The sequence below is a fragment of the Lysinibacillus parviboronicapiens genome (assembly GCF_003049575.1).
Lineage (GTDB): Bacteria > Bacillota > Bacilli > Bacillales_A > Planococcaceae > Lysinibacillus > Lysinibacillus parviboronicapiens.
The window spans coordinates 72,020-95,305 of the sequence record NZ_PYWI01000003.1 but is presented as its reverse complement, the minus strand read 5'-3'; the positions used below and the strand labels follow the sequence as shown (position 1 = coordinate 95,305).

The following is a 23,286-nucleotide window of genomic DNA, read 5'->3' as shown; positions in this document are numbered from 1 at the left end:
GTATTTACATAATGGGAGGTAGCGATGTTAAAAAAAGTATCTAGTATTGTCATATTATCACTTATTTTTCAGGCTACACCGTATGCTGAATCTTTGATGAGTACAACAGAGGTAGCATTAGCGGCGGAAGTCGCAAAGGATGTCCCAGTAACACATTGGGCAAGTAACTCGATTCAGCATATGTTAGGTGAGCAATATATGACAACATATGAAGATGGATCTTTTAAGCCCGATCAGTCGATCACAAGGGCGGAGGCAGCCGCTGCGATTGCACGCTCGATGCAGCTAAAAATGGATAGTTCTTTTTCGCCTGACTTTAAAGATTTACCTGCCAATCATCAGTATTACAAAGAGATTTGCGCATTAGTTGAATTAGGCATTTTGCAAAATGGTGATTGCTTCAATCCTGATTCTCCTTTAAAGCGTATGCAGATTGCGAAAATGCTAACTCTTTCCTATAATATCGAAGTTGATTCAACCAATAACAGCAAATTTAATGATATTAACGAAGCACATTGGGCGAAGGACTATATTGAATCATTAGCTGATGTGGGGATTATTCAAGGGGTAAAGTCACAGCAATTTGCACCGAATCTCATGGTTACACGTGCACAATTTGCCACGTTAATTGAGCGTAGCCTTACTTTTACGAATAAGGTGAAAAATTTTGAAGTTGCCTATGATTATTTATCAAAGACATATATCCCGACTGTTAATTTTTCATCGACTATGTCTAATGAGGTGGTTCGTTTAATTAACATAGAACGACACAAGAATAAACTGCAACCACTTAGCTTAGATGCAGCACTAACACAAGTCGCTGTTATCAAGGCACAGGATATGGTGAATCGACATTATTTTGAGCATGAATCCCCTTACTACGGGGCACCATGGGATTTAGCGACATTATTCGATTATCCATATACAAGCTTAGGAGAAAACATTGGCAGAAATATCCCAACTCCTCAAGCGGCTGTGAAAGCATGGATGGCTTCTCCATCGCACCGTGAAAACATACTGCGCGAACATTACACAAACACGGGTGTAGCCATTGCAGAAGATAGCAAAGGAAATTACTATTGGGTGCAATTATTTTCTAGCCAATAAGTTTATTATTTGATTTAGTTAACTATTATGCAACTGAATCGAATTACATAGAAGTGTAATTGTCTGTAACAAACCATCTCTAATATTACAGGAATGTTACAAAAGACCGGAATAACCATAATTTAATACCCAATTATTAGTGCTGATAAACCTCGAAACGTTGGTATATCAGCACTTTTTTCTGTTTTTAAAACCGTTACACAATTGAAAAATTAAAATACTAACATTTGTGATAGTCTATGTATAGGCAAAAAAGTTCTTCGAGAGGGGTATAACAAAAGTATGAATAAGAAATGGTTATTACCGATTTTTGCATCTTTTATGATATTTTCAGCGACTCCAATAGATAACGCTGAGGCGGCGACTGCATCAGAAGTCACTGATACAGCGACTAAATATTTAGGTATTCCATATTCATATGGAGGTACAACTACAAGCGGACTAGATTGTTCAGGCTTTACTTCTAAAGTCTTTTCAGATTTAGGTATTAAACTTAACCGTACGTCAGGCTCACAATATCAGCAAGGCACTGCGGTAGCCAAAAGCGATCTTCAAGTAGGAGATTTACTTTTCTTTAACACGAGTGGTAGTGGTATCTCACATGTAGCTATATACATAGGTGACGGTAAAATGATTCACTCTCAAACAGGCAAAGGTGTTAGTTATTCTAGTGTAGACGATCCATATTATTGGGCTTCTCGATACATTGGCGCAAAACGCGTTGCAACATTTGATACAGAGCAACAAGCAGAAGTAACAAAAGTAGCGACGGCTGAAGTAAAGGATGCTGCAATTGATTTTACAGTGTATGCATCACGTGCTGAAGTAGCTGTGCAACTTGCTCAAGCTTTAGACTTAGATACATCTGATAAAAACACAAAATTCACAGATGTAAAACCAACATATGCGCATGCTGGTGCGATTGCAGCTGTAGCGAAGTTAGGTATCTTTGAAGGTGATGACAATGGGAAGTTTAACCCATCTTCACCAATGACACGTGCACAAATTGCAAAAGTATTAGTACTTGCTTTTGGTCTTGAGCATCAAGGTGAAGTTGTCACATTTGCAGATGTTCCTGAAAACTACTGGGCAACTGAGTATATTTCAATTATTGCAACAAATGGCATCACAGCTGGTAAAGATAACGGTAACTTCGGTTATAATGAAATGCTAAAAATTTCTCAGCTTGAAACTTTTATTGAACGCGCAAAACAATTAAAGAAATAATATATATTTCCACTTCACATAAAACAAGGGCTACGTTTCATTTGAAGTATTGCAAGGAAGTTCTTTTAAATAATGTATAAATGGATGAGAGTTTGCACTTGCAGGCTCTCTTCTTTTTATGAAATAGTTGTCCCATCTGATTGGGTCAACTTTTCATCGTTTGTAAGTGGTGAAAGTCACTGCAACGATTAATTCCACTTTATAGAAAAGGGAGGGGATATGTAAAAAACAGTAGAAAAGTTACATTCGTATGATAGTTTTGGCTGTGTATTTTTGTTAAAATGAAACACGAGAACAGGAAGGGAGGAAATAAGACATTGTACCTCAAAAAAATCAGTCTTATATTATGCGTCTTATTCATTTCAGCTTCTATGTTTACTATACATAGTGCAAATGCAAGTGGTGGTTTTGATGATGTTTCCCCAAAGCATGAAGCTTATGAAGAGATTAATTATTTAGTTAGTTTAGGTGTTATTAAAGGTTATAAGGAAAACGGCAAAACGTTATATAAACCATATAATAATGTAACACGTGGACAAGTAGCAAAAATGGTTGTAGTTGCCTCTGGGAACAAACCATTAGTTGTTAGCAAGTCAAACTTTTCAGATGTAGCAGTTGGTACTGAGCTTTCAGGCTACGTCGAACGCGCCGTTCAGTTAGGTCTCTTTGCAACCAATACAAAAGGGCAATTTTTACCGAACAAGCCTTTAACACGTGACGAAATGAGTTATGTACTAACAAAGGCATTTAAGCTCGATGCTAGTGCTTATGACAATATAGATTCTCCATTTGTGGACGTTGGCATTACGCATCCTTACGTTCAATATGTTAATACTATTTACTATAACGGTATTACAAAAGGTAGCGGTCAGAATTATAATCCAAATAGTCAAGTAACACGTGCGCAATTTGCATTATTTGTAGCGCGTGCTAAAAGTGAAAAATATCGTTTAGAACTACCTGTAAAAGGTGATGCTGTTCCAGATACAAAGCAGGTTATTGGTTTAATTCAAGTAACGACAGATGGATTAAATATTCGTAAGTCAAAAGATTCTAATTCTAGTACGAATGTTGTAGGGACAGTCAATAAAGGCGGTAAACTATCAGTCTATGCTGTTGAAGGAGACTGGTTAAAAGTAACGTATAAAGGTGCCTATGCTTATATTTATAAAACGTATGCACAGTTTTTAGACGCGGACGGTAATGCTTTAGGTAGTATCCAAAAACAAGTTACAACTACACAAGGTATTAATGTTTATGTGAAAGCAACATCTTCATCTAAAATTATTGCAACCGTAAATAGTAAAGTGAAATTGCCTGTCTATAAGACGGTTAGTGGTTACTATTTAACGGTAGTAAATGGTTTGCCAGGATATATTGTAGCAAACAGTACAGAGGATGTAGAAGTGGAACAACCTAAACCAGATCCGAATCCAGATCCACCAACTCCACCTGTATCAGGGGATTTACTAGGACGTACAACTGTTGATAGTTTGAATGTACGAAAAGAAGCAAATTCGACTTCTACGGTATTAGGTAAGCTAAGCAAAGGCGAATACGTGCATGTTAACAGTATAAATGGTTACTGGGCACAAATTACTTTTAAAGGCCAAACAGGTTATGTGCACAAATCGTACTTAAAGCTATTAAACCAAGGTAATCCGTTGAAAAACCGTATTATCATTCTTGATGCTGGACATGGTGGTAAGGACCCAGGTGCTGTAGTGGGTTCAACTTCAGAAAAGTCTATTACATTAAAAGTGACTACACTTGTCAAGCAAAAACTTGAAGCAGCAGGTGCACAGGTAAAGATGACACGTACAGGTGATACGTACCCATCATTACAAGATCGTGTGGATTTTACGGATGCAAACTTCGGTGAAATCTTTGTTAGTATCCATGTCAACTCAGCATCGAGCACTTCTGCACAAGGTACTGAAACATATTATGCTGTGACAACAGGAGATATGTATCAAGAGGATATAGATTTAGCTACTTTTGTAAACAATCAAATTGTGACAAACTTAAATATGAAAAATCGTGGTGTGAAAGAGCAACAATACTATGTCATTCGTAACACTTTAATTCCAGCGATTTTAGTCGAACTAGGCTTCCTCACAAATAGTGAAGATCGTGGTAAAATGACAGATGATCAATATGTTGAGCTATTTGCAGAATCTATTTATAAAGGTATTTCTCAATATTACGCAAAACAATAATTTAAAAGAGCTACATAGTTCATTGTGAACTGTGTAGCTCTTTTCTTGTCTTATTAGTAGCAGTCGCTGATATGAATGTTGTAGTTCAACATTCTACCAGTAAGGACAGTGTAATAAGTGACAAAGCGGAAACTATTTAGCATTCGCGTACAATGTACGATTAACGAATTGTGCAAAGTTTTGACGTGTAACCGTACCACTAGGCTTAAATGAATTATCTGCGTAACCCGTTGTAATGCCTAGAGCGTATAGTGCTTGGATATCTTTGTAATAAGTATGAGAAGGGGGCACGTCTGAAAAAGTATTAGTCGAAAAGCCTTGTAGTTTAAAGCCATTGACAAGAGCATGTGCCATATCAGCACGTGTCATTGGCTGATGAGCATTAATTTTACCGTTTTCTAATGAAATAATTCCGTAGCGTATGCCCGTTGCTAACTGTGCGTAGCCATAATCACCGTGTTTTGCGTCACTTGCTTTCATGGAAGCTGAGCTTGACGCAGTAATACCAAGCGCACGTAAAACCATTTCAGTGGCTTGCATACGTGTTAATGTTCCCTGTGGATTAAATTTGCCATTACTCCCATTAATAATACCAAGGGCCTGTAAATTTTTAACATCATAGTAGCCACTATTTGAAGTTGTTATATCTTGGAACATGGAAGCCACAGCAATTGTTGCCTTATTGGAACCTTTTGGGCGTGTGAGCGTTTTAATTTCTGCAATCGTTGCGAATTTTTCGTCAACATTTTTACGATCATCACGGCCTTCAATAAAGGATGTACGAATAGTATACGTACCGGCAGCTAAATTACCAGGCATAAATATTTGATATTTTTCCGAATGGGTACTAATATCTTTACGATCAGCATTATCTGTTGTCGCGTCAGCCGCTAGACCCGGAATATAGCGCTCATGTCCTTGACCAACAACATAACCATTTGTATCTAAAATCTCTACTTTTAATGTGCCACGCGCAGGTACATTCCCGTTATTCTTCACAGTCACTGTGGAATAGAACACAAATTGACCAGAAGGAGCTACATAGCTTTGCACGCCGTCAGAATACAGTGAAAGATTATAGCGGCGTGGTGTATTGCCTTTATGATTCTCTGCCGTCCACTTTAAAGCGTGTTTCATAAATACTTTTGCATCATTGTCACCACTTGTTGTTGTGTAGGCAACTCCGTTTTCGTTGTCCTGCCAATCTGCTTTTGCATCAATATTAATATAATCAAAGATTTTAAAACCAATTTGAACGACACGACCTTTACCGTATTCAATGGCGTGAGCAGCACCGAATTCATTTTTCTTCATTGTTTGTGGCTTACTTGTGTAATCGTAATTTGAGAAATACAAAATAGGTGTTGCTGAGCCACCTTGCCAAGGCTTGATGATTTCAACCCATTCTTGATCTGTTTTAGTCAGATTCAGTTTGCTTTTACCAAGCTCTTTTGTCGCGTTCTGCATGATAGGGTGTACAGTATTTGTGTTGCTGACAGTAGCGTTCCCCAACACAACATCGTCTATAAAGCGCGCATTGAATACTTCAGTTAGGTTATCCCATTCCATTACCCAAGAATCGACATCATAGATCAATGGGGACAAATCCATTTGGCCTGCTTTAGGAAATTTTGTTGCCTCGTTACGAGCTGTTTGGAAGGCGAAAATTGCCCCACCACCATTCCGTACGTACATTTTGACATTTTCGCGTTGTTGATGATTCATCATCACTGTATATGGAAAAACGATTGCGTCGTACTGGCTTAAAGCTTCTAAGCTGTTTAAGTCCTTTTCATAAATTTTTTCTACATTGAAGCCCTGTTGTTGATAGAGAAGGTATGCTTTAAGCTCTTTATTGTATGTTGAGCTATAGTCGACCTTTGGCGATACAGTTTGTCCTTGATAGGTACCACCAGGGTGTGTCGTATTAGCATATTTCTCGCTACTTTCAGAGAAAACAACACCGATTCTTTGTGTTGCTGCTTGGGCTTGTGAAGAGGATAACTCTGTTACAAGCAAGAAAGCACAGGTTGCCAATAGTGAAAAGAATATTTTTTTCAAAAGATTCACATCCTTGTTTAGTATTGTTGCAAAAAATAGTACTACTACACATATTACAACTAAATAATGGATGATTCGTAGAGATTTAGGTAAAAAAAGAAATTATTGCGTTTTTTTATGTTAAATCTATTAAATCCATTCTATAAGTCTATCTATATTTATGATATAATAACCTTTGTTTTGTAGGGAAAACTAAAGAATATAATAGTAGTTAGTGACTATTGATTCATGATAGAGGAGGGCAATAACATCTAATAAGATAAATTAGATGTATTACATGTATGAATAAACTGAAACAAGTTTTTACAAAGGTTAACAAGATAGATACGTTTTCACCGTATTTCTTTTTACCTTTTATATTAGTGCTTTATTTCTTCACAAGTCTGTTCGATTTTCATCGATTCGATTTATTTAATGTGCGCGTTTCCATTTTACCAGCTGTACTAGTAGCGCTTGTGTGCTATTACATCGGTGTCTATATCATTGATAAATTACAATGGACAATCCCATCATTCGGATTATCCTTTTTAGGGAAATATGTGATTCACTTTGTTGTGCTATTAACATTAATCGGCTTAGCTTCTTATTTAATGATGATTTTTGGTGGAGGTTTGGGGATTTCGGATGAATCTAACCGACGTAATCTTGATCCAAAACTTAACTTCTTTAGCCAATTACTATGGTATGGAATTCTGCTATTATTATCATACAAAATGATTTTAGAAAAACATATGACATGGAAAAAAGCATTAGTTTATGGTTCGATTTTTGCGGTTGTCATGTTTTTATTCTTATTAATGGGCTATCGTACACCATTAATCATTATGCTATTTACAGGTATTATTATTTTCCACTATGTTGTAAAACGTGTGAAATTAACTTGGTTCCTTACAGCCTTATTAGTGATAGGTGTAGCGTTTTCAATGTTTGGTTTCCTGCGCGTTATGACAGAGGATACATCAAAGGAATTCAATAATCGCGATCAACCAGATGTTGAGTTATCGGAAACCGATAAAGAAAAACTTTTGACAGTAGAGCAAAAGGTAAATTTAACACCTAAATGGATGCGTTCATTGAATGGTGAAAGTGTTACGGGTCATATTGTTTTAAGTAAAATTATAGAGTATACACAAGAGGAAGGTTACCTAAAAGGAGAGATTCATGGCGGTATCTTCAATACTATTTTACCTGGTGAGCAAATTTCACCGCGTATGAAGGTTACTGAGGTTGTAAACTCTTTAAGTGTAGAAGAAGGTAAGTATATTACACGTCCAACGAGAACAACAACACCTACCTTTATAGGGCAGCTGTTCCTAGATGGTGGCTATGCGCTTGTAGCAATTGGCTTCTTGTTATACGGTATCTTAATTTCTCTCATCTATAATAAAGTGAAGCAAGGTGGTATTCGCAGCTTCCACTCTGTTGCCTATGCGTTTGTAATTACTTTATTTACAGTATCAATGCATACAGGTTTACTGGATTTAATCTTTATATTAATGCTCGGTTTTGTCGTAATTGCGTCTGCGATTATTAAAACCGATGGAAAAAAAGTTCAATATTAACCGTAAAGGACTGTCCTACATAGGATAGTCCTTTTTCGATAAAGGAATAAATATGGTCGATAAACTAAAAAAAAGTGATCGATAAATCAGAAAATGTTGGGGATAAAAGTGAAAGTTTAACGTGAAAATATGTAAGCAAATAACTGCTTTGACCGTGTGCGAGTGAAGCTGACGGCATTCGCCTTTCGCTACAGAGCAAAGCTTCCTGTGGGAATAGCATGAGCTGAAGTTTCCGCAGGAGTGTAGCGACAACGAGACTTAAGCCATGCCCGCACAAAGCGTCCGCCTTAGCGGAAATCAATGGGTCCATATAGATAATTCTATCTTTTAAAAAAAGATGGTAGACAAACTCAATCTTTTGAGTTTGTCTACCGCCTAAAAGAGGCTAGGACAAAACTTTAAATTTTAAGAAAGAAAAGCAAAGGTATTATTAAATTTTCGCTATCAAAAATGAATGAAGAAAAATTTAGACGTTCTTCCTTTTGAATAAATAAAATTTAGAATGGTAGCGAAGGCGGCGACTCCTGGAGGATTAGCGTGACGCCTGAGACTACAGGCTCAGGCCACGCCCCCGGAAAGCGTTCACCATAGTGGACATCAACGTTCACAGCAAAAAAGTGTTAGATCGACATCAGTCAATCTAACACTTTTTCTCTTTTGTCCCAGTCTCATTTTTTATTTTACTGTATTAATAACTTGGATATAATCTTTGCTAATATATGCCGTACCTGAATGGAGCTTGTCAGAAAGCACTTCATACCAGCCGTTTGTGCCAGTGTTTGTGACAATGACAGGCATACCACTTCGTGCGTACGTGAACAGTGGGCTATTGCTAGTTGATGCGTCAGTACGCACATTTAAGCCATTTGAAGTTGTTAGACCGATTGTATAAGGATTGTTTGCATCCTTAAAGCCTAGAACTTTTTCTGCGCGGTAGTAGTGTCCGGCGATTTTAGCGCCCCAATATGGATCTGAAGCGTATTTAACGTTAAAGCCGAGCGCTTTTGAACCAACTACTGCACCGTTAGCATAGTTTCTGCCTGATGAGCCACCTGGTGTAATGTAGTTTGGCTGTAGGAACTTCTCAACTAGTTCATTAATATTGGCAGCAACACTTTCAAACTCTTTGTTAAGAGGGTTTGTGTCATATACATATAAACCGAAGAGGTTATTTAACTTTTGTGCATGATCGCTCATACCATAAGCACTTTCATGTTGGGCAAGTGCTAAAATCAGCATCGCATTGATTTTAGAATTTGCTTCAACTTCTTTTAATGTTTGGCCTAAGCCAATCAATTTACTTTTCGTTGTTGCATCTTTATACAATGTAATACCCGTACTTTCAATCTCAGCCAGTTTATTCATAATATAGGCATCCAGTTCTTCAGCCGTATATTGCGTTGTTGCACGTGCAGGTAAAAATTGATAATAGTTATAGGCATCACCCTTAGATGAACCATTGCCATTTGTAAAATAAATACCGTTCCAGCTAAAATATTTTTCGCCTTGCTTCATGAAGGCAGGCGCTTTTCCGTATACGTAGCTAGAAGAATATTTATTTGTATTGTAATCGTATAATGTGTGCTTAATTTCTCCATTTTCGTTTGAATAGTAAGAGCGTCCTTTACTCAATGAAAATGGGATTAGTGTAACATCTGCTTGCTTCAAATAACCAATTTGACCGGCTAATTGTACTTTAACTTGCGTCGCGTCACTGCTGATGTATTCCATTTCCGTATTTCCTGCAACAGAAATTTGGTCTTTAATTGTTTCGGAATTCAATGCTACATAATTATTTGTAACAACATAGCCTGAAGTCATCTTGACGATTTTATCTTTTTGAACGATGACCTGAGTATTTTTCGTTAGGGCTTTATCAGCTGCATCAAAACTAGAGTAGCCTTGATTACCAACAAGAGCACCATTAGCAATTTCCTTGATAGCGTAAGTAGATGTGTCGACAGTTGAATCATCAGAAAGAAGCATTAAACGTTGAATGAACGTCGCAGCTTGTCCGATTGTGGCATTCTTTTCTGGCATAAAGTAGCCATTAGAGCCGTTTATAATGCCTAAATGAGCACCAACTGCCACCGCTGGGCGGTAGTCCTTAATAATCGCTGCATTATCCTTAAACGTAATCGAAGAAGTACCCTTAGGGATTTTTAAAAAGTCAATGGCTCTTTCCAACATAATCGCCATATGCTGTCTTGAAATAGCGGCATCGGGTTTAAAAGTACCATCAGCGTATCCTGTGATAATGCCAGCTGTCGCAGCAAGCTGAATATCTGCCAAATACATATATGTATCTGGGACATCTGTAAATATTTTTCCGTCGTTCGCTCCAAGTTTTAGCACCTTTGATAAATAAGAAGCAAATTCGCCACGTGTCACATTGTCGTTTGGTCGATAGCTTCCGTTTGCATCTTGCACGATAGCGTCTTTCGAAATTAAATAACGAAGACCTGTTTCATGGGCATGCCCTGTTAGTTCATCAGCAGATGCTATTTGGGGTTGCCATAATAGCGAGGCTACTAATGTTAAAAGAAATGCAATAATTGATAGTTTTCTCATATTTTACCCTCCTAAACTTCAACACCATTTTAACAAAGATAGAGAGCTGAGATAAGGGTCAAATGTTAGAAATATCGTAAAATGCGTCAATTTAAATAGTTTTCATGACGATTATACGAAACTGGAAAATAGCTTAAATGTTCCATAGCAATTTTGACATATTTTTGCTAATGTTATAGAGGTAAAACATAAGAAGGGAAGGTGAGGGCTCTACATTACTGAGGAGCGCAAATAAAATGAAGAAAATAGCAAAAAAATTACTGTTTTTAGTTGTCATGATGTCAATGGTTATTAGTCCATTAAATGCTTATGCATTTCAAACAATAAAGAAGGATTATCCGCTTTCAAAAGGTGTGCAGTATAAACAGTATACATACAGCAATACCTATACAAATTCTATTAATCATCTATCGATTAATGTAGGTGAACAAGCAACAGAAGTACAATTAGGCATGCCTGCAACAGTGAATGGGAAAGAATCGACTGTAGCGAATGCTAATCGTCATTCACGTGAGGGAAATCGTGTAGTGGGTGCTATTAATGCAAGTTTTTATAATATGTCAGAAGGCTACCCATTATTTTTATTAGCTAAAAATAATGTGATTTTAAATGGTGGGGCAGTTTCAAATGGCTCAGATCAATACATGAATGTGCCAACAGCATTTGGGATGACAGCAGATGGTCGTGGCGCTATCGATTATTTTGATTTTGATGTGTCACTTTCACATAAAGGCACGAATTACGAAATGTCCGGTTTAAATCGTGATCGTAATATTTATGAAGCGATTATTTACACACCACAGTTCTATAGTAAAACAACAAATACCAATGAATATGGTTTTGAAATTGTGGTAGATACAGGTTCACCGATTACTGAAAATACGTTCGGTCAAACATTAACAGGGAAAGTAACACAAATTAAAGCTTACGGCTCGAAAGAAAAATTAACTATTCCATCAACTGGCTTTGTTGTATCCTTACAAGGTGGCGAATGGCATAGTAAACTAAGCCAAGTAGCCGTTGGCGATGAGATGAGTGTCAACTTCTCTATTGATAAACTTTGGCAAAATGCTCAGTTTATACTGGCGAGCGGTCCATACTTAGTAAAAGACGGTAAACCATATATTATGATGAGCACATCAAGCTCTCGTGCCAAAGAAGTTGCACCACGTACAGTTGTAGCGACAAGTAATAACGGACAAACTGTGCATTTCATAACAGTCGATGGCCGTCAAAGCCATAGTAAAGGTATGAATATGGTTCAGCTGGCAAATTATTTAGTTGCACTTGGTGTCGATAGAGCTATTAACTTAGACGGTGGAGGCTCAACAACAATGGGCATTCGCAATTATGGCAGCAATAATGTCGTTTTAGCAAATCTTCCCTCTAATTCAGGCAATACACAACGCCTTGTGTCTGCAACATTACAAGCAGTAAGTACGGCACCAACAGGCAAAGCAACACATATAAAATTCTCAAACAGCACAAATTATGCAACACTTTTAGTAGGTGCTTCGTCTAGCGTAGCAGTTCAATATGTATTAGATGATAATTATACGACACTTCCACTAGATGGACATTTATCACTAGCGTCACAAAATGAAACATTAAAAATTAATGGCTTAAACTATACGGCAACACAGGCTGGCGAGGAAAGAATTTATATCGGTTATGATGGTGCAGCGGTGCAATCATTCCCAGTCAAAATAGTAGATGCACCAACAACAATGACCATTGCACCAAGTTCTAAAACTGTGAGTGCTGGAGAAACTGTTAACTTTACAGTAGATGCCAAGGATGAGAGTGGTAAAGCTATTGTCTATGATCCATCTCAAGTGAAATGGTCAGTGGAGGGCAACATCGGTACAATTACTAAGGATGGGAAGTTTACTGCACAAAATGCAGGTACTACTGGTAAAGTAATTGCAACGTTAGGAACAGAAAGTAAATCTGCTACCGTGTCTGTAGCGAAGGCAGCCTTGTTTAAGGATATTCCAAATAATTATGTGTATTATAAAGAAATTGAGTATTTAACGGCTAATAATATCATTACTGGACAAGCGGATGGTACATTTAGACCAAATGACAAGTTAACACGTGCTCATGCAGCGGTCATCATTAGTCGTGCCTTAGGCTTAAATACAGCGAATGTGAAAAATCCAAGTTTTAAAGATATTCCAGCCAACCATATGTACTATAAACAAATTGCAGCTGTTGTGGAAGCCGGCATTATGAGTGGTCGAGAAAATAATACATTTGACCCGAATGCGACATTAACACGTGCTCAAATGGCGAAAATTGTAGCGTTGGCTTATGACTTAAAAGGTACAAGTAGCATTGCATTTAAAGATGTACCAAAAAACCATTGGGCCTACACATATGTCCAGCAACTAGCAGCGAATAAAATTACAACAGGCTATGATGGAAATATTTATAAACCAAACGATGCGATTAGTCGAGCGCACTTCGGTCTATTCCTTTATAGAGCAATACATCAATAAATAGGTAGAAATAGAAGAGGCTAAAGGTTAGTAATTAATATCATTCTAGAGGATACTTTTAGCACTTTTTAACCACTACCCTACTGAAATTTCACAGTAGAAAAGGGGCGTTTCGAAGACTTTCGAGACTCGCCCCTTTTTTTTACTATTTTTAAAAAGATAGAAAATGTACAATTGTGGTATAATCTCAGTATTAAAAAGTAAAAGGATGTTTTTTAATGAAAATAGGCATTGTGGGGAATTACGGCAATGATAATAATGGTGATGAATCAATATTATACGGCATTCTTCAACAAGTAAAACAAACATTTTCGGTAACAAGCGACGACATTACCGTTTTTAGTAATAACACACAACAAACATCCGAGCGTTATGGGGTACATAGCTATCCATTGTATTACAGAAAGAGCAATTTAGTTAAAACGTTTATCCATACTTATAATAACAATAAACAATATGTTTCAACATTTGACCTCCTCATTATTGGTGGTGGTGGCATTTTAATGGATTTTTATAAACGTGAGGCTCACCTGTATGGAGCGTATGCAATGATGGCCAAACAAAGTAATATTCCCTACATTATTTACGGATGTGGCGCAGGGCCACTTGATACGTTTTCAGGAAAAATTAGTATTAGAGTGATGTGCAAATACGCAGCTAATATTTCTGTGCGTGATCCTCAGTCTAAAGAGCTTTTACAAAGTATTGGCGTAAAAAAGCCAATAGAAATTATCGGTGATCCTGCTTTTACATTAAAAGGGATTCGTGATAGCTACGCTGAAAAACCGTTAAAAATAGGTGTGTCAGCGGTTCCATTTTATAATGCGAACTACTGGCCAGAGGGTGACCTTGAAAAATACGATGCCTACGTTACAAGCATGGCGAAAAATTTAGATAACCTCATCTCGGAACACAATGTTCGTATTACTTTTTTTGCTACGAAATTTCCGCAAGATGTTACGGTGACGAAAGATATTCAGAAAAAGATGCTACAGCATGGGCAGACAGAGATTATTGAAGAAAATTTGGTGCCGGAGCGACTTCTTGAAGTTACTGGAGAGCAGGATATTATCATTGGAACACGTCTACACTCGCTTATTTTGGCAACGAATGCGGAAACTCCGATTATTGCGATATCTTATCACACAAAAGTACAGGATTTTATGTCTTTTGTAGGCGCTTCAGAGCGATGTGTTCAAATGCAAGATATAGCGGATGATGAGAAAGCTCTATCCACATTAGTTGGCAGGCTAAGTAGCAATTGGGAGCAATCAATTGCTGAGACGAAACAAATTGCTACACATATTCATAAAGAGGCCATGTATGGTCAGGAATTAATGAAAAAGGCAGTGACACGTCTATGAAAAAAATACTCGTCATTAGTAATATGTATCCAACATCTGATCATTTATCATTCGGTATTTTTGTGAAAAATCAAGTCACAGCACTAGAAAAAGCTGGACTAGACGTTGAAATAGCAGTTAATGCAAACCCAGCAACTGGCAAGAAAAACACCATTATGAAATATGCTAAATGGGGTATTTCTACGCTGATGAAGGGCTTGAAAAATCGAAAATCAATCGATGTTACACATGCACACTATGTTTTTCCGTCTGGTATGCTGTCGCTACTTTTAAAGAAAATGTTTGGAATACCGTACATTGTTACAGCTCATGGCGGTGACATCGAGCGCATGGCGAAGAAGAATGCTAGAATCCGCAATTGGACGGCCAGCATTTTACGTGAAAGTGATCATGTTATTGCGGTAGGTCCGGTTTTAGCACAACAAATTGAACAAGATTTTAACATCGCACCTGACAAGATCTCGGTTGTTAGCATGGGAGTCAATCGCGAAGTATTCACAAAAGGTAAACAAGCTCTAGTACGTCAGGAGCTACAAGTAGCTTCGGAGCCATTTGTATTCTTATTTGTTGGAAATGTCATTAAGCAAAAAGGTGTCGAGGAGCTTTTACAAGCGTTCCAAATGTTAAAAACAAAAGTAAATCGTCCAATAGAGTTAATTATCGTTGGTTCTAGAAGAGATGAAGGATTTTTCCATTCCTTGCAACCATTAGTCAGTGAAGACGTCAAATTTATAGAGCCGCTAAAACAACAAGAACTAGTAAAGTGGTTCCAAGCAAGTGATGTCTTTGTGTTACCTTCCCATTTAGAAGGTTTCGGACTTGTGGCATTAGAGGCATTAGCGACAGATACGCCTGTTATTGCTTCTAACGTAGGTGGACTTGTATCACTGCTTGGTGAAGGCGCAGGGCATTTAGTAGAGCCCGAAAACGCCATGGACTTGTCCGAGGAGATGCTGCGTGCAGTGAACACGCCAAAAGATCAATATATGAATCGTGAAGCGGTTGATAACGTCTTAGCTATTCACGATGAAAAAAATATAACAGCAAGATGTATAGCGATTTATAAGTCGGCCATCAAAGGTAGGGATGACTTATGAATAAATTTATAAAAATTATAGGAGCCGTTGCGATTATTAATATTGTGGCTCGTGTATTTGGCTTTTTACGTGAGATGATTGTTGGTTACCAATATGGTAGTGGGCATACTTCCGACAGTATTTTCACAGCATATATGATTCCTAACTTCTTATATTTAGTGGTTGGTGGAGCATTTACAACTGTTGTCATTTCCATTTATAACAGGGAAACAACAGATCGTGCATTATTCGTCAAACAGTCATTTACAATTGTCCTTTTGACAGCTTCGGTCATGACTTTAATAGGGATTGCCTTTGCAAATCCGATTTTAGAAAGTTTTAATCAGGGTAAAATCGTTAGTGAAAGTGACATAAAATTAACGAAAGATCTTTATTTCTGGATGATGCCGTCATCTATTTTACTTGTTTTATCTTCATGGTATAGTGGCTTACTAAATGTAAATCAAAAATTTCATTTATCGAGTTTTGCGATTTTAATTTACAATGCCATATTCTTAGTGATTGCCGTTGTGTTATCGAATTTTATCGGGCCAATTGGCTACGGGATTAGTGCCTTAGCAAGTGCGGCATTGATGGTATATTTCTTAATTATTGGCTACCGTAAATTAGATACGTACAAGGTAGGTTTTTCGTTAGAACGAAATTTATCATCAAAAGAGTTATGGATTATGGTAGTACCAATTATGCTTGGCGGCGCAACTATTCAGCTCTATGCATTATTACAGCGTTATATTGCTGGGTTATTATCATTAGAAGGTGCTGTATCATCTGTTAACTTTGCTTCAAAATTGATGCAATTTCCGCAGGCTATTTTAATTACGGCCGTAACAACGGTTATTTATCCAATTTTAAGTCAAAAAGAAGCCAACAATGATCATGCTTCTATAAAAAGCTTATACTCTAAAGGATTGCATTATTTACTCTTATTGCTGGTTCCGGTGACAATTTACTCTTACTTCTATGCGGAAAATCTCATACAGGTTGTTTTCGAATATAACAAGTTTGATGTAGAGTCAACGGCTAAAACAGCGCCAGTACTTGCTGTCTTCGTACTTTCCATGTATTTTCTTGCAGCGAACACATATATTACACGCTTTTACTATGCCAAGGGAGACTCGATGGCACCAGTAGTATTTAGTCTACTTAATGTTTTTGCTGTTAATATAGCAGTGATCTTTTTATTGGTAGATTCTACAGGTGTGGTGTCTATTGCATGGGGTACGTTAATCAGTGCTATTGTGAATTTTTTCATGCTGATTATATATGCAAGTTTCAAGTACGATCTGAAAATGGGTATTTTCAGCAAAGAGCTCCAATTTTTCCGAGCGCTGCCACCGATGATTATAATTACAATTGTCATGTACTTTTCAAGCCATTATTTAGTGTTTGACTATAAGTGGATTACTTTTATAGTTGGGCTTGTTATCTTTAGTGCAGTACTTGTAGGTTCTTATTTATTATTCGGTGTCAGGGAAGTAAAAGAATTTGCTGATAAGCTAAGAAGAAAATTATTAAAGCAATAATAAAGAAGGGGGTATCTTAGTGGCGAATCTGAGATACCCCTTTTAGGTTATAATCGAATTCAATAGTGCGTGTGCCTCGAATAAGTGAAAAAAGCAAGCTATCTACAAAGGGTTGAACTGCTATAAAAAAATTGTCATATTAATCATAATTTATAGTAAAAAATTAGGGGTTGTATTATAATAAATTTTATGAAACCAGTGTTGAATGGTGGAAGTTTTATGTGTAAATGGCTATTTCGGTATTATTGATGCATTGCATGTCGGAGCAAAGCGACGGCTATCATGAATCGAGTGCATCATGAATATTTCTACTATAGAATGAAATAAGGTGGGAAATATGGCAAGAGGCAGAAAGATTAATTCAAATGGTGAACGAAGTAAACAATTATTGCTCAATAAAGCTGTAGACCTATTTTCTGAAAAAGGTTATCATGATACAAAAATTAGTGATATTGTAAAAGCCGCTAATTTAACACAGCCTACCTTTTATTTATATTTTAAAAGCAAACAATCTCTTTATAATGATTTGAATAAGAGCTTTCACAAAGGCTTTACCGAAATCATGACTATAAATTCTGAATATTCAGATGAAATGGTGAGAGGTATAGAAGGCTTTATTAAAACGCTGGAGCAAAAGCTATGTTTGTTATTCGTTTATATCATTGAAAATCCAAAGTTAACGAAAATTGGCCTTTTTGAATCCGAACAGTCATACCAAATTAAATCACAACTTTCACAGCAGTTTATTCATCTTATTTATCGACATGATTGTGAACGTTTTTTTCAATTAATCGAAGTTGATGTAAAAACGTTGGCAGATAGCTTAGTGGGCTCATTTGAGCGTCTGATCTTCACAAATTTGCTCGAACAAAAAAGAAAGCCAAGCGAGCTAGCAGAAGATTTAGTAAAATTATATTTTATAAGAAACGATAAGTACGATATGATACAACGACAATTTCAACTTGAGAATTGAAAATTCTTAATAAAAAAATCCCTTCCCCTTAAAAGTACAAGCTTTTTAAAGGGGAGAGGGATTTTTAGCTTTCCACGACTATATGAAGATAAATACCATTTTTAAGCTTGTTTCCTGATGGTTTTTGCACAGTTGGATGAACAACAAGCATATACTCTTGCCCTTTGATTAAAGGCTGTGTAGGAGTAACCAGTAAGGAGCTTCCTTGATCGACTATTGTGGTAATCGGAATTTCATTTCCGCCTAAGGCGACAAGTTGTACGCTGCCTTCAGGGATGGATGTTGACAAGGCTTGTGAGAATTTAACTGTAAATGTTTTCGTAGTAGGTACATTTTTTAAACTAGTTAACTCTTGATAGTCTATATATTGTGCTTTGATGGCATCATAATGCGCCTGAAAAATAGGTGCAGAGTTTGTTTGAATGTTGGGCTTAACGCCAATTTCATTTATGACATTGCCAGCAGGACCTGTAAATTTACCGACAGTAAGTTTTAAATAGCTACCATCTTGCAATTCGTAGAACCCTTGCATCGCACCTTTACCGTAAGTAGTTTCGCCATATAAAATAGCCGCTTGTTGATCTTGTAAGGAAGCTGCAAGCATTTCGGATGCACTTGCGCTATACCGATTGACAAGAATACGTGTATCTGCTGGGAATTTCACATTTTGATGAGTAGCACGCACTTCATAAGAGGCATGAGCTTCTTGTAATAAGTAGGCGATTCTTGCTTTAGGAAATAAGCCTGTAAGTTGTTCAGCAGTGGTCACATATCCGCCACCATTGCTTTGTAAATCCAATATAAAGGAAGTAGCACCACGTTGCTTTAGCTGGATAAGGGCATCCTTCACTAATTGTGCACCGTCTTCAGAAAAAGATGACATGCCAATATAGCCGACATCTCCAAATAGTAACGCAGATTCTACATTTGGTAGTGTAAACTTTTTACGAGTTACTGTTTTTGTTGAAGTAGTGCCATCCTCATGTAAGAGTGTCATAGTTACTTGTGATCCTTCCTGACCAATCAGCAGTGAAGAGACTTCCTGTGTAGAACGACCAACAATAGAGTGATTGTTGATAGCGATTATGATATCGCCAGCCACAACACCAGCGGCAAAAGCCCCGCCATCGTCAATTACTTGTAAAATATGAATGCCATCTTCATGTTCTTCGATCACTACACCAATTCCAATCGTAGATAAGTTGATGCTATTCATGAAATCTTCAAATTCCTGCTTTGTGAAATATGTTGAATATGGATCTAGCATGTCGATGATTTCTGGGATTGTTTTTGCATTTTGTAAATTACCACTCATAGTACCAACATAGTTTTCTGCGATAATTTCCTTTATTTCTTCTACAAGCGGTTCACTGTTGGCGGCAGAAGCATTAGCCAATGGAAAGATGAAAAAGCTAACAATGAAAAGCATAGACCACAATGCTTTTTTCATAAGACACCTCATTTCTAATACCCTTTATTATACATGAATTTCCATATATCTGCGAATAAGAAAAAGACACGTCTGTAAAAGAAAGACGTATCTTTTAAGCTTTTATTATTTTTTGGAAATTTTATGAATGATAAAGCCAACGATTGCGCCAACGATTGCTGGTACAAGCCAGCCTAGGCTCTGCTCATACAATGGCAAGGCATTTAAGAAATTTTCATAAGGAACTATTTCGATTTTCATCAGTTTTAAGCCATCGTAAAGACTAACCATAAACGTTGGGATTAATGCTAAAATATAAACTATTTGTCCACCTTTAAAGAAGTTATCTAAAAGCGACAACACCATCAATACCATTGCTAATGGATAGATGATCAAAAGTACAGGAAGAGATGTGTTAATAATTGTAGATAAGCCAACGTTTGTAATCGCTAAACTGAAAATCGTGAAAACGATTAAAAATGTTCTATATGAAATTTTGGGGAAGAGTTTATTGAAAAACTGTGCATTGGCTGTCAGCAAACCGACAGCAGTCGAGATGCAAGCTAGTAAAATGGTAATTGATAAAATAACACTTCCTAGATTACCAAAAAGTACGTCAGCTGACTTAGCAATGATGATACCACCATTATCTGATACACCAATGGCATCAACACTTGTATTTCCGATATAGCCAAGTGAGATATATACAAATGCTAAACCAATTGCTGCAACGATTCCTGCAAAAATCGTTGTTTTGACTTGTTTTTTAGTATCAGACATACCCATGCCTCGTAAAGCCTGTAAAATAACAATACCAAAAACAAGTGCACTAAGCACATCCATCGTTAAGTAGCCTTGAATAAAGCCTTCAGTAAAAGGCGAAGTTGTATATTTTCCAACAGCTAAACTAGATTCACCCATTGGCGTTACAAAGCTTTTAATTGCTAGTAATAAAATAACAATCAGTAGTGCAGGGGTTAATATTTTTCCCACGCGATCTACAAGTTTAGAAGGGTTTATGGCTAAATAAAGTATTAATGCAAAAAATATAACAGAAGTTATGAATAGTGGAGCCCAGTGATTTGCTGCTGTTTCTGAAAGAAACGGTGCAATGCCGATTTCATAGGACACAGAGCCTGTACGTGGTACTGCGAAAAATGGCCCGATTGCTAGATAAACAATCGATGTGAAAATGATACCGAAAACTGGGTTAACACGATTAGCAAGTAGTTGTAAATCGCCTCCTGCTTTGGCAACAGCGACGATAGCAAGTAGTGGTAAACCTACACCAGTTATTAAGAAACCAATCATTGCTACTGTTATATGTTCTCCTGCTTGTTGACCTAATAATGGTGGGAAGATAATATTTCCTGCTCCTAGGAATAAGGCGAAAAGTAGTAATCCTACAGCTAGATTCTCTTTGATGAATTTCATAAAAATTAAAAACTCCTTTATTAGTGAAAAGATTAAACTTTCTAAAAATTTTAAATACAGAAGTGTATGTTATCATATGATTGATAATCATGCAACGAGTTAAACGTTGTAAAGTAGTCGGATTCTGTAGTATTTTATAAGATTGATAATTTGTTTGAAAAATAGTCAGTATTTCCGATTTCTGAATACACAAATTTTTAGTATGATAGACACACAAGGAAATATTCTAGCATGAACGGAGGCAATTTGATATGCAAAAGTCAAAAAAATGGAGAATTCTTGCTTTAAGTACTATTGCGACTTCATTTTTCGCAATACAAACGGCAGAAGCGGCGACATATACAGTACAAAAAGGGGATACATTATCCAAAATCGCCCAAAATCATCAAGTAACCATTCAAGATATAAAAAAATGGAACAATCTATCACATGATACGATTTACGTTGCACAAAAACTAGAAATTACTAAACAGACGAATGGTGAAACAGTAAAGCCTTCGAAACCATCAACACCTGCACAACCAACAATTGCCGCTCATACAGTAATGAAGGGCGATACGCTATCGAAAATTGCTAAACAGTATAATGTAGCACTAAATGACATTAAAATGTGGAATGGACTAGAAAAAGATACAATTTATATTGGACAAGTGTTAAAGATTTCTCCAGTAGCTGTCATCCCCGACGAGGATACAATACATAACAATGTGACTTCAGGTGCGGGTACATCAACAACAGTAACAACAAAAGATCCTACGGCTAGTGGACAAGCTATTTATAAGAAAACAGTAGAAATAGCTAATAAGCTAGTTGGGACACCCTATCTATATGGAGGTAACACACCAGATGGTCTAGATTGCAGTGGGTTTATTTTCTATACATTTAACCAGGGTGGTTTAAAGATTGGAAGAGATAGTAGTGAAGGTTACTATTCTAGTAGTACCACTAATGTGAAGAATCCAATAGCTGGAGACTTAGTATTCTTTGAAAATACTTATAAAGAAGGCATTTCTCATATGGGTATCTATCTTGGGAATAATAAGTTTGTTCATGCAGGTACAGAAGGTGTTGAAATTTCTGATGTTACCTATTCTTACTGGTCAAGTAGATTAGTAGCTTATAAACGATTTGATTTAATGAAATAATTCAAAAACGATCTCAGCTAAATGTTGGGATTGTTTTTTTATGATTATATACATACAGTTATTCGGATTCGCTGATAGAGAGGAAAGGAGATTCTCTTTGGTAGAATGCTACAATTTTTAATAGATATAAAAAAACTCCCCCTTAAGGAAGAAGAGAGGGGGAGTTTTAATTTATTGTGTTACACGAGCTGTCCAGCGAGAAAGGTCAGCCCCTTTGGGATTCACTAATTGCGATGGGAAAATAAACGTCCAAGGTTTCGTAGAGTTTGGTTGCACTGTTAAAACAGGTTCCATTTTAAATGAGCCTTTAGCTATTTGTATGCCTCTAGCATCAATAATTTCTATAGGTAGCTGTTCTAGGTTGATAGCTTTACTATGTCCATTACGAATAAAAATAGAAACATTTAAACTTCCGTTATTCGCGAATTTGGCTTGTAGGCCTGTGAAATTAACTTCTGTTTCACCTAGTTTTGGTAGAGTTTTTACGATTTTCGCAAGCTCCTCTTTCTGTTCAGCAGGTAATTGCTCTTCCCAAGTTGGATCTAATTCTAATTGGTGGTCACGTAAAGATACAAGGTTAAATGCGATTTTCCAACCTTCTTCAGGAACTTCATCAACTTTTATTGTTGATTTTTCAAATTCAAATACCCAAGGGCGAGTACTTTCAGCTGGAATTGTCCCAAGTGCTTTAAAATCAAATTTCTTGGATGCGACAAGCTCATCATTTTTATCCATAATGAATAATTCAATTTCTCCAAGCTCAATTGCTTCGGGTAAAGATGAGCGGAAAAAAGCACGAACGAGCCAATTTCCAGAACTTAGGTCTTCATCAATACTAATAGAAGAAAGCGATAATTGATTCGGTTTTAATGGTTCTAGTTCATTAGCAAGGAAATTGAAAATGTATTTTTGCTCTTGTGGAACATCCCATTCAGGATGGAATGATAATTTTGTTACGACATCACGGTTATCCCCGTTATTAGTAGAATCAGTTCCTAATAATTCGTTAGAGTCGATTGTGTTCTCTTGAACAACTTTGTCGGATTTTTTAAAGAATGAAAATAAGCCCATTA

15 protein-coding genes are annotated in these 23,286 nt (G+C 36.8%); 10 read left to right on the top strand and 5 right to left on the bottom strand.

All coding sequences use genetic code 11. From position 1 onward, the window contains the following. Positions 1-24 precede the first annotated feature (24 nt). The 3 genes from C9J35_RS04740 to C9J35_RS04730 all read left to right on the top strand — a co-directional run bounded on the left by C9J35_RS04740 (position 25) and on the right by C9J35_RS04730 (position 4,553). Positions 25-1,107: a CAP and S-layer homology domain-containing protein gene (locus C9J35_RS04740; protein ID WP_107923614.1), complete on the top strand. Its 1,083-nt coding sequence runs from the start codon at positions 25-27 to the stop codon at positions 1,105-1,107. Positions 1,108-1,389: 282 nt separating this feature from the next. After that, entirely contained in the window at positions 1,390-2,334 is a 945-nt protein-coding gene (locus C9J35_RS04735; RefSeq protein WP_054767413.1) for a C40 family peptidase, read from the top strand. A gap of 317 nt (positions 2,335-2,651) precedes the next feature. Further along, positions 2,652-4,553, top strand: a complete 1,902-nt coding sequence (locus tag C9J35_RS04730; protein ID WP_235616197.1) for an N-acetylmuramoyl-L-alanine amidase — start codon at positions 2,652-2,654, stop codon at positions 4,551-4,553. Positions 4,554-4,685: 132 nt separating this feature from the next. Here the strand turns inward: C9J35_RS04730 and C9J35_RS04725 are convergent, their stop codons facing one another. Next, entirely contained in the window at positions 4,686-6,614 is a 1,929-nt protein-coding gene (locus C9J35_RS04725; RefSeq protein WP_107923613.1) for an S-layer homology domain-containing protein, read from the bottom strand. A 281-nt stretch (positions 6,615-6,895) separates the two neighbouring features. Between C9J35_RS04725 and C9J35_RS04720 the strand changes: the two genes are divergently transcribed. After that, entirely contained in the window at positions 6,896-8,176 is a 1,281-nt protein-coding gene (locus C9J35_RS04720; protein WP_107923612.1) for an oligosaccharide repeat unit polymerase, read from the top strand. 675 nt (positions 8,177-8,851) lie between these two features. Here the strand turns inward: C9J35_RS04720 and C9J35_RS04715 are convergent. Then, on the bottom strand, positions 8,852-10,747 hold the full coding sequence (locus C9J35_RS04715; protein ID WP_107923611.1) for an S-layer homology domain-containing protein: 1,896 nt from the start codon (positions 10,745-10,747) through the stop codon (positions 8,852-8,854). 236 nt (positions 10,748-10,983) lie between these two features. Between C9J35_RS04715 and C9J35_RS04710 the strand changes: the two genes are divergently transcribed. From C9J35_RS04710 to C9J35_RS04690, 5 genes are all read left to right on the top strand, one after another. Then, complete coding sequence (locus tag C9J35_RS04710; protein ID WP_107923610.1) at positions 10,984-13,248, top strand: S-layer homology domain-containing protein; 2,265 nt, start codon at positions 10,984-10,986, stop codon at positions 13,246-13,248. Positions 13,249-13,466: 218 nt separating this feature from the next. Further along, positions 13,467-14,612, top strand: a complete 1,146-nt coding sequence (locus C9J35_RS04705; RefSeq protein WP_107923609.1) for a polysaccharide pyruvyl transferase family protein — start codon at positions 13,467-13,469, stop codon at positions 14,610-14,612. Then, entirely contained in the window at positions 14,609-15,709 is a 1,101-nt protein-coding gene (locus tag C9J35_RS04700) for a glycosyltransferase (RefSeq protein WP_107923608.1), read from the top strand. Before C9J35_RS04705 ends, C9J35_RS04700 begins: the two co-directional genes overlap by 4 nt. Continuing rightward, positions 15,706-17,232 carry a murein biosynthesis integral membrane protein MurJ gene (murJ, locus tag C9J35_RS04695; RefSeq protein ID WP_107923607.1) on the top strand — a complete coding sequence of 509 codons (1,527 nt, stop codon included), beginning with the start codon at positions 15,706-15,708 and terminating at the stop codon, positions 17,230-17,232. Before C9J35_RS04700 ends, murJ begins: the two co-directional genes overlap by 4 nt. Positions 17,233-17,569: 337 nt before the next feature. Then, on the top strand, positions 17,570-18,205 hold the full coding sequence (locus tag C9J35_RS04690) for a TetR/AcrR family transcriptional regulator (protein ID WP_107923606.1): 636 nt from the start codon (positions 17,570-17,572) through the stop codon (positions 18,203-18,205). A 64-nt stretch (positions 18,206-18,269) separates the two neighbouring features. Here the strand turns inward: C9J35_RS04690 and C9J35_RS04685 are convergent, their stop codons facing one another. Beyond that, positions 18,270-19,655: a S41 family peptidase gene (locus C9J35_RS04685; protein ID WP_107923605.1), complete on the bottom strand. Its 1,386-nt coding sequence runs from the start codon at positions 19,653-19,655 to the stop codon at positions 18,270-18,272. Positions 19,656-19,760: 105 nt separating this feature from the next. Continuing rightward, positions 19,761-21,068: a branched-chain amino acid transport system II carrier protein gene (gene brnQ, locus C9J35_RS04680; protein ID WP_107923604.1), complete on the bottom strand. Its 1,308-nt coding sequence runs from the start codon at positions 21,066-21,068 to the stop codon at positions 19,761-19,763. 251 nt (positions 21,069-21,319) lie between these two features. Here brnQ and C9J35_RS04675 point away from each other — a divergent pair, with 251 nt between their 5' ends. After that, complete coding sequence (locus C9J35_RS04675; protein ID WP_107923603.1) at positions 21,320-22,213, top strand: C40 family peptidase; 894 nt, start codon at positions 21,320-21,322, stop codon at positions 22,211-22,213. Positions 22,214-22,384: 171 nt separating this feature from the next. On the opposite strand, the gene C9J35_RS04670 is transcribed toward C9J35_RS04675, so the two are convergent. Then, on the bottom strand, positions 22,385-23,284 hold the full coding sequence (locus C9J35_RS04670; protein WP_107923602.1) for an accessory Sec system S-layer assembly protein: 900 nt from the start codon (positions 23,282-23,284) through the stop codon (positions 22,385-22,387). Between the last annotated feature and the right edge of the window lie 2 nt (positions 23,285-23,286).

Excerpts from the sequence above, each read along its gene's own strand:
- C9J35_RS04740 (WP_107923614.1), top strand. The coding sequence starts at position 25 with ATGTTAAAAAAAGTATCTAGTATTGTCATATTATCACTTATTTTTCAG.
- C9J35_RS04735 (WP_054767413.1), top strand. The coding sequence starts at position 1,390 with ATGAATAAGAAATGGTTATTACCGATTTTTGCATCTTTTATGATATTT.
- C9J35_RS04720 (WP_107923612.1), top strand. The coding sequence starts at position 6,896 with ATGAATAAACTGAAACAAGTTTTTACAAAGGTTAACAAGATAGATACG.
- C9J35_RS04715 (WP_107923611.1), bottom strand. The coding sequence starts at position 10,747 with ATGAGAAAACTATCAATTATTGCATTTCTTTTAACATTAGTAGCCTCG.
- C9J35_RS04710 (WP_107923610.1), top strand. The coding sequence starts at position 10,984 with ATGAAGAAAATAGCAAAAAAATTACTGTTTTTAGTTGTCATGATGTCA.
- C9J35_RS04705 (WP_107923609.1), top strand. The coding sequence starts at position 13,467 with ATGAAAATAGGCATTGTGGGGAATTACGGCAATGATAATAATGGTGAT.
- C9J35_RS04700 (WP_107923608.1), top strand. The coding sequence starts at position 14,609 with ATGAAAAAAATACTCGTCATTAGTAATATGTATCCAACATCTGATCAT.
- murJ (WP_107923607.1), top strand. The coding sequence starts at position 15,706 with ATGAATAAATTTATAAAAATTATAGGAGCCGTTGCGATTATTAATATT.
- C9J35_RS04690 (WP_107923606.1), top strand. The coding sequence starts at position 17,570 with ATGGCAAGAGGCAGAAAGATTAATTCAAATGGTGAACGAAGTAAACAA.
- C9J35_RS04685 (WP_107923605.1), bottom strand. The coding sequence starts at position 19,655 with ATGAAAAAAGCATTGTGGTCTATGCTTTTCATTGTTAGCTTTTTCATC.
- brnQ (WP_107923604.1), bottom strand. The coding sequence starts at position 21,068 with ATGAAATTCATCAAAGAGAATCTAGCTGTAGGATTACTACTTTTCGCC.
- C9J35_RS04675 (WP_107923603.1), top strand. The coding sequence starts at position 21,320 with ATGCAAAAGTCAAAAAAATGGAGAATTCTTGCTTTAAGTACTATTGCG.
- C9J35_RS04670 (WP_107923602.1), bottom strand. The coding sequence starts at position 23,284 with ATGGGCTTATTTTCATTCTTTAAAAAATCCGACAAAGTTGTTCAAGAG.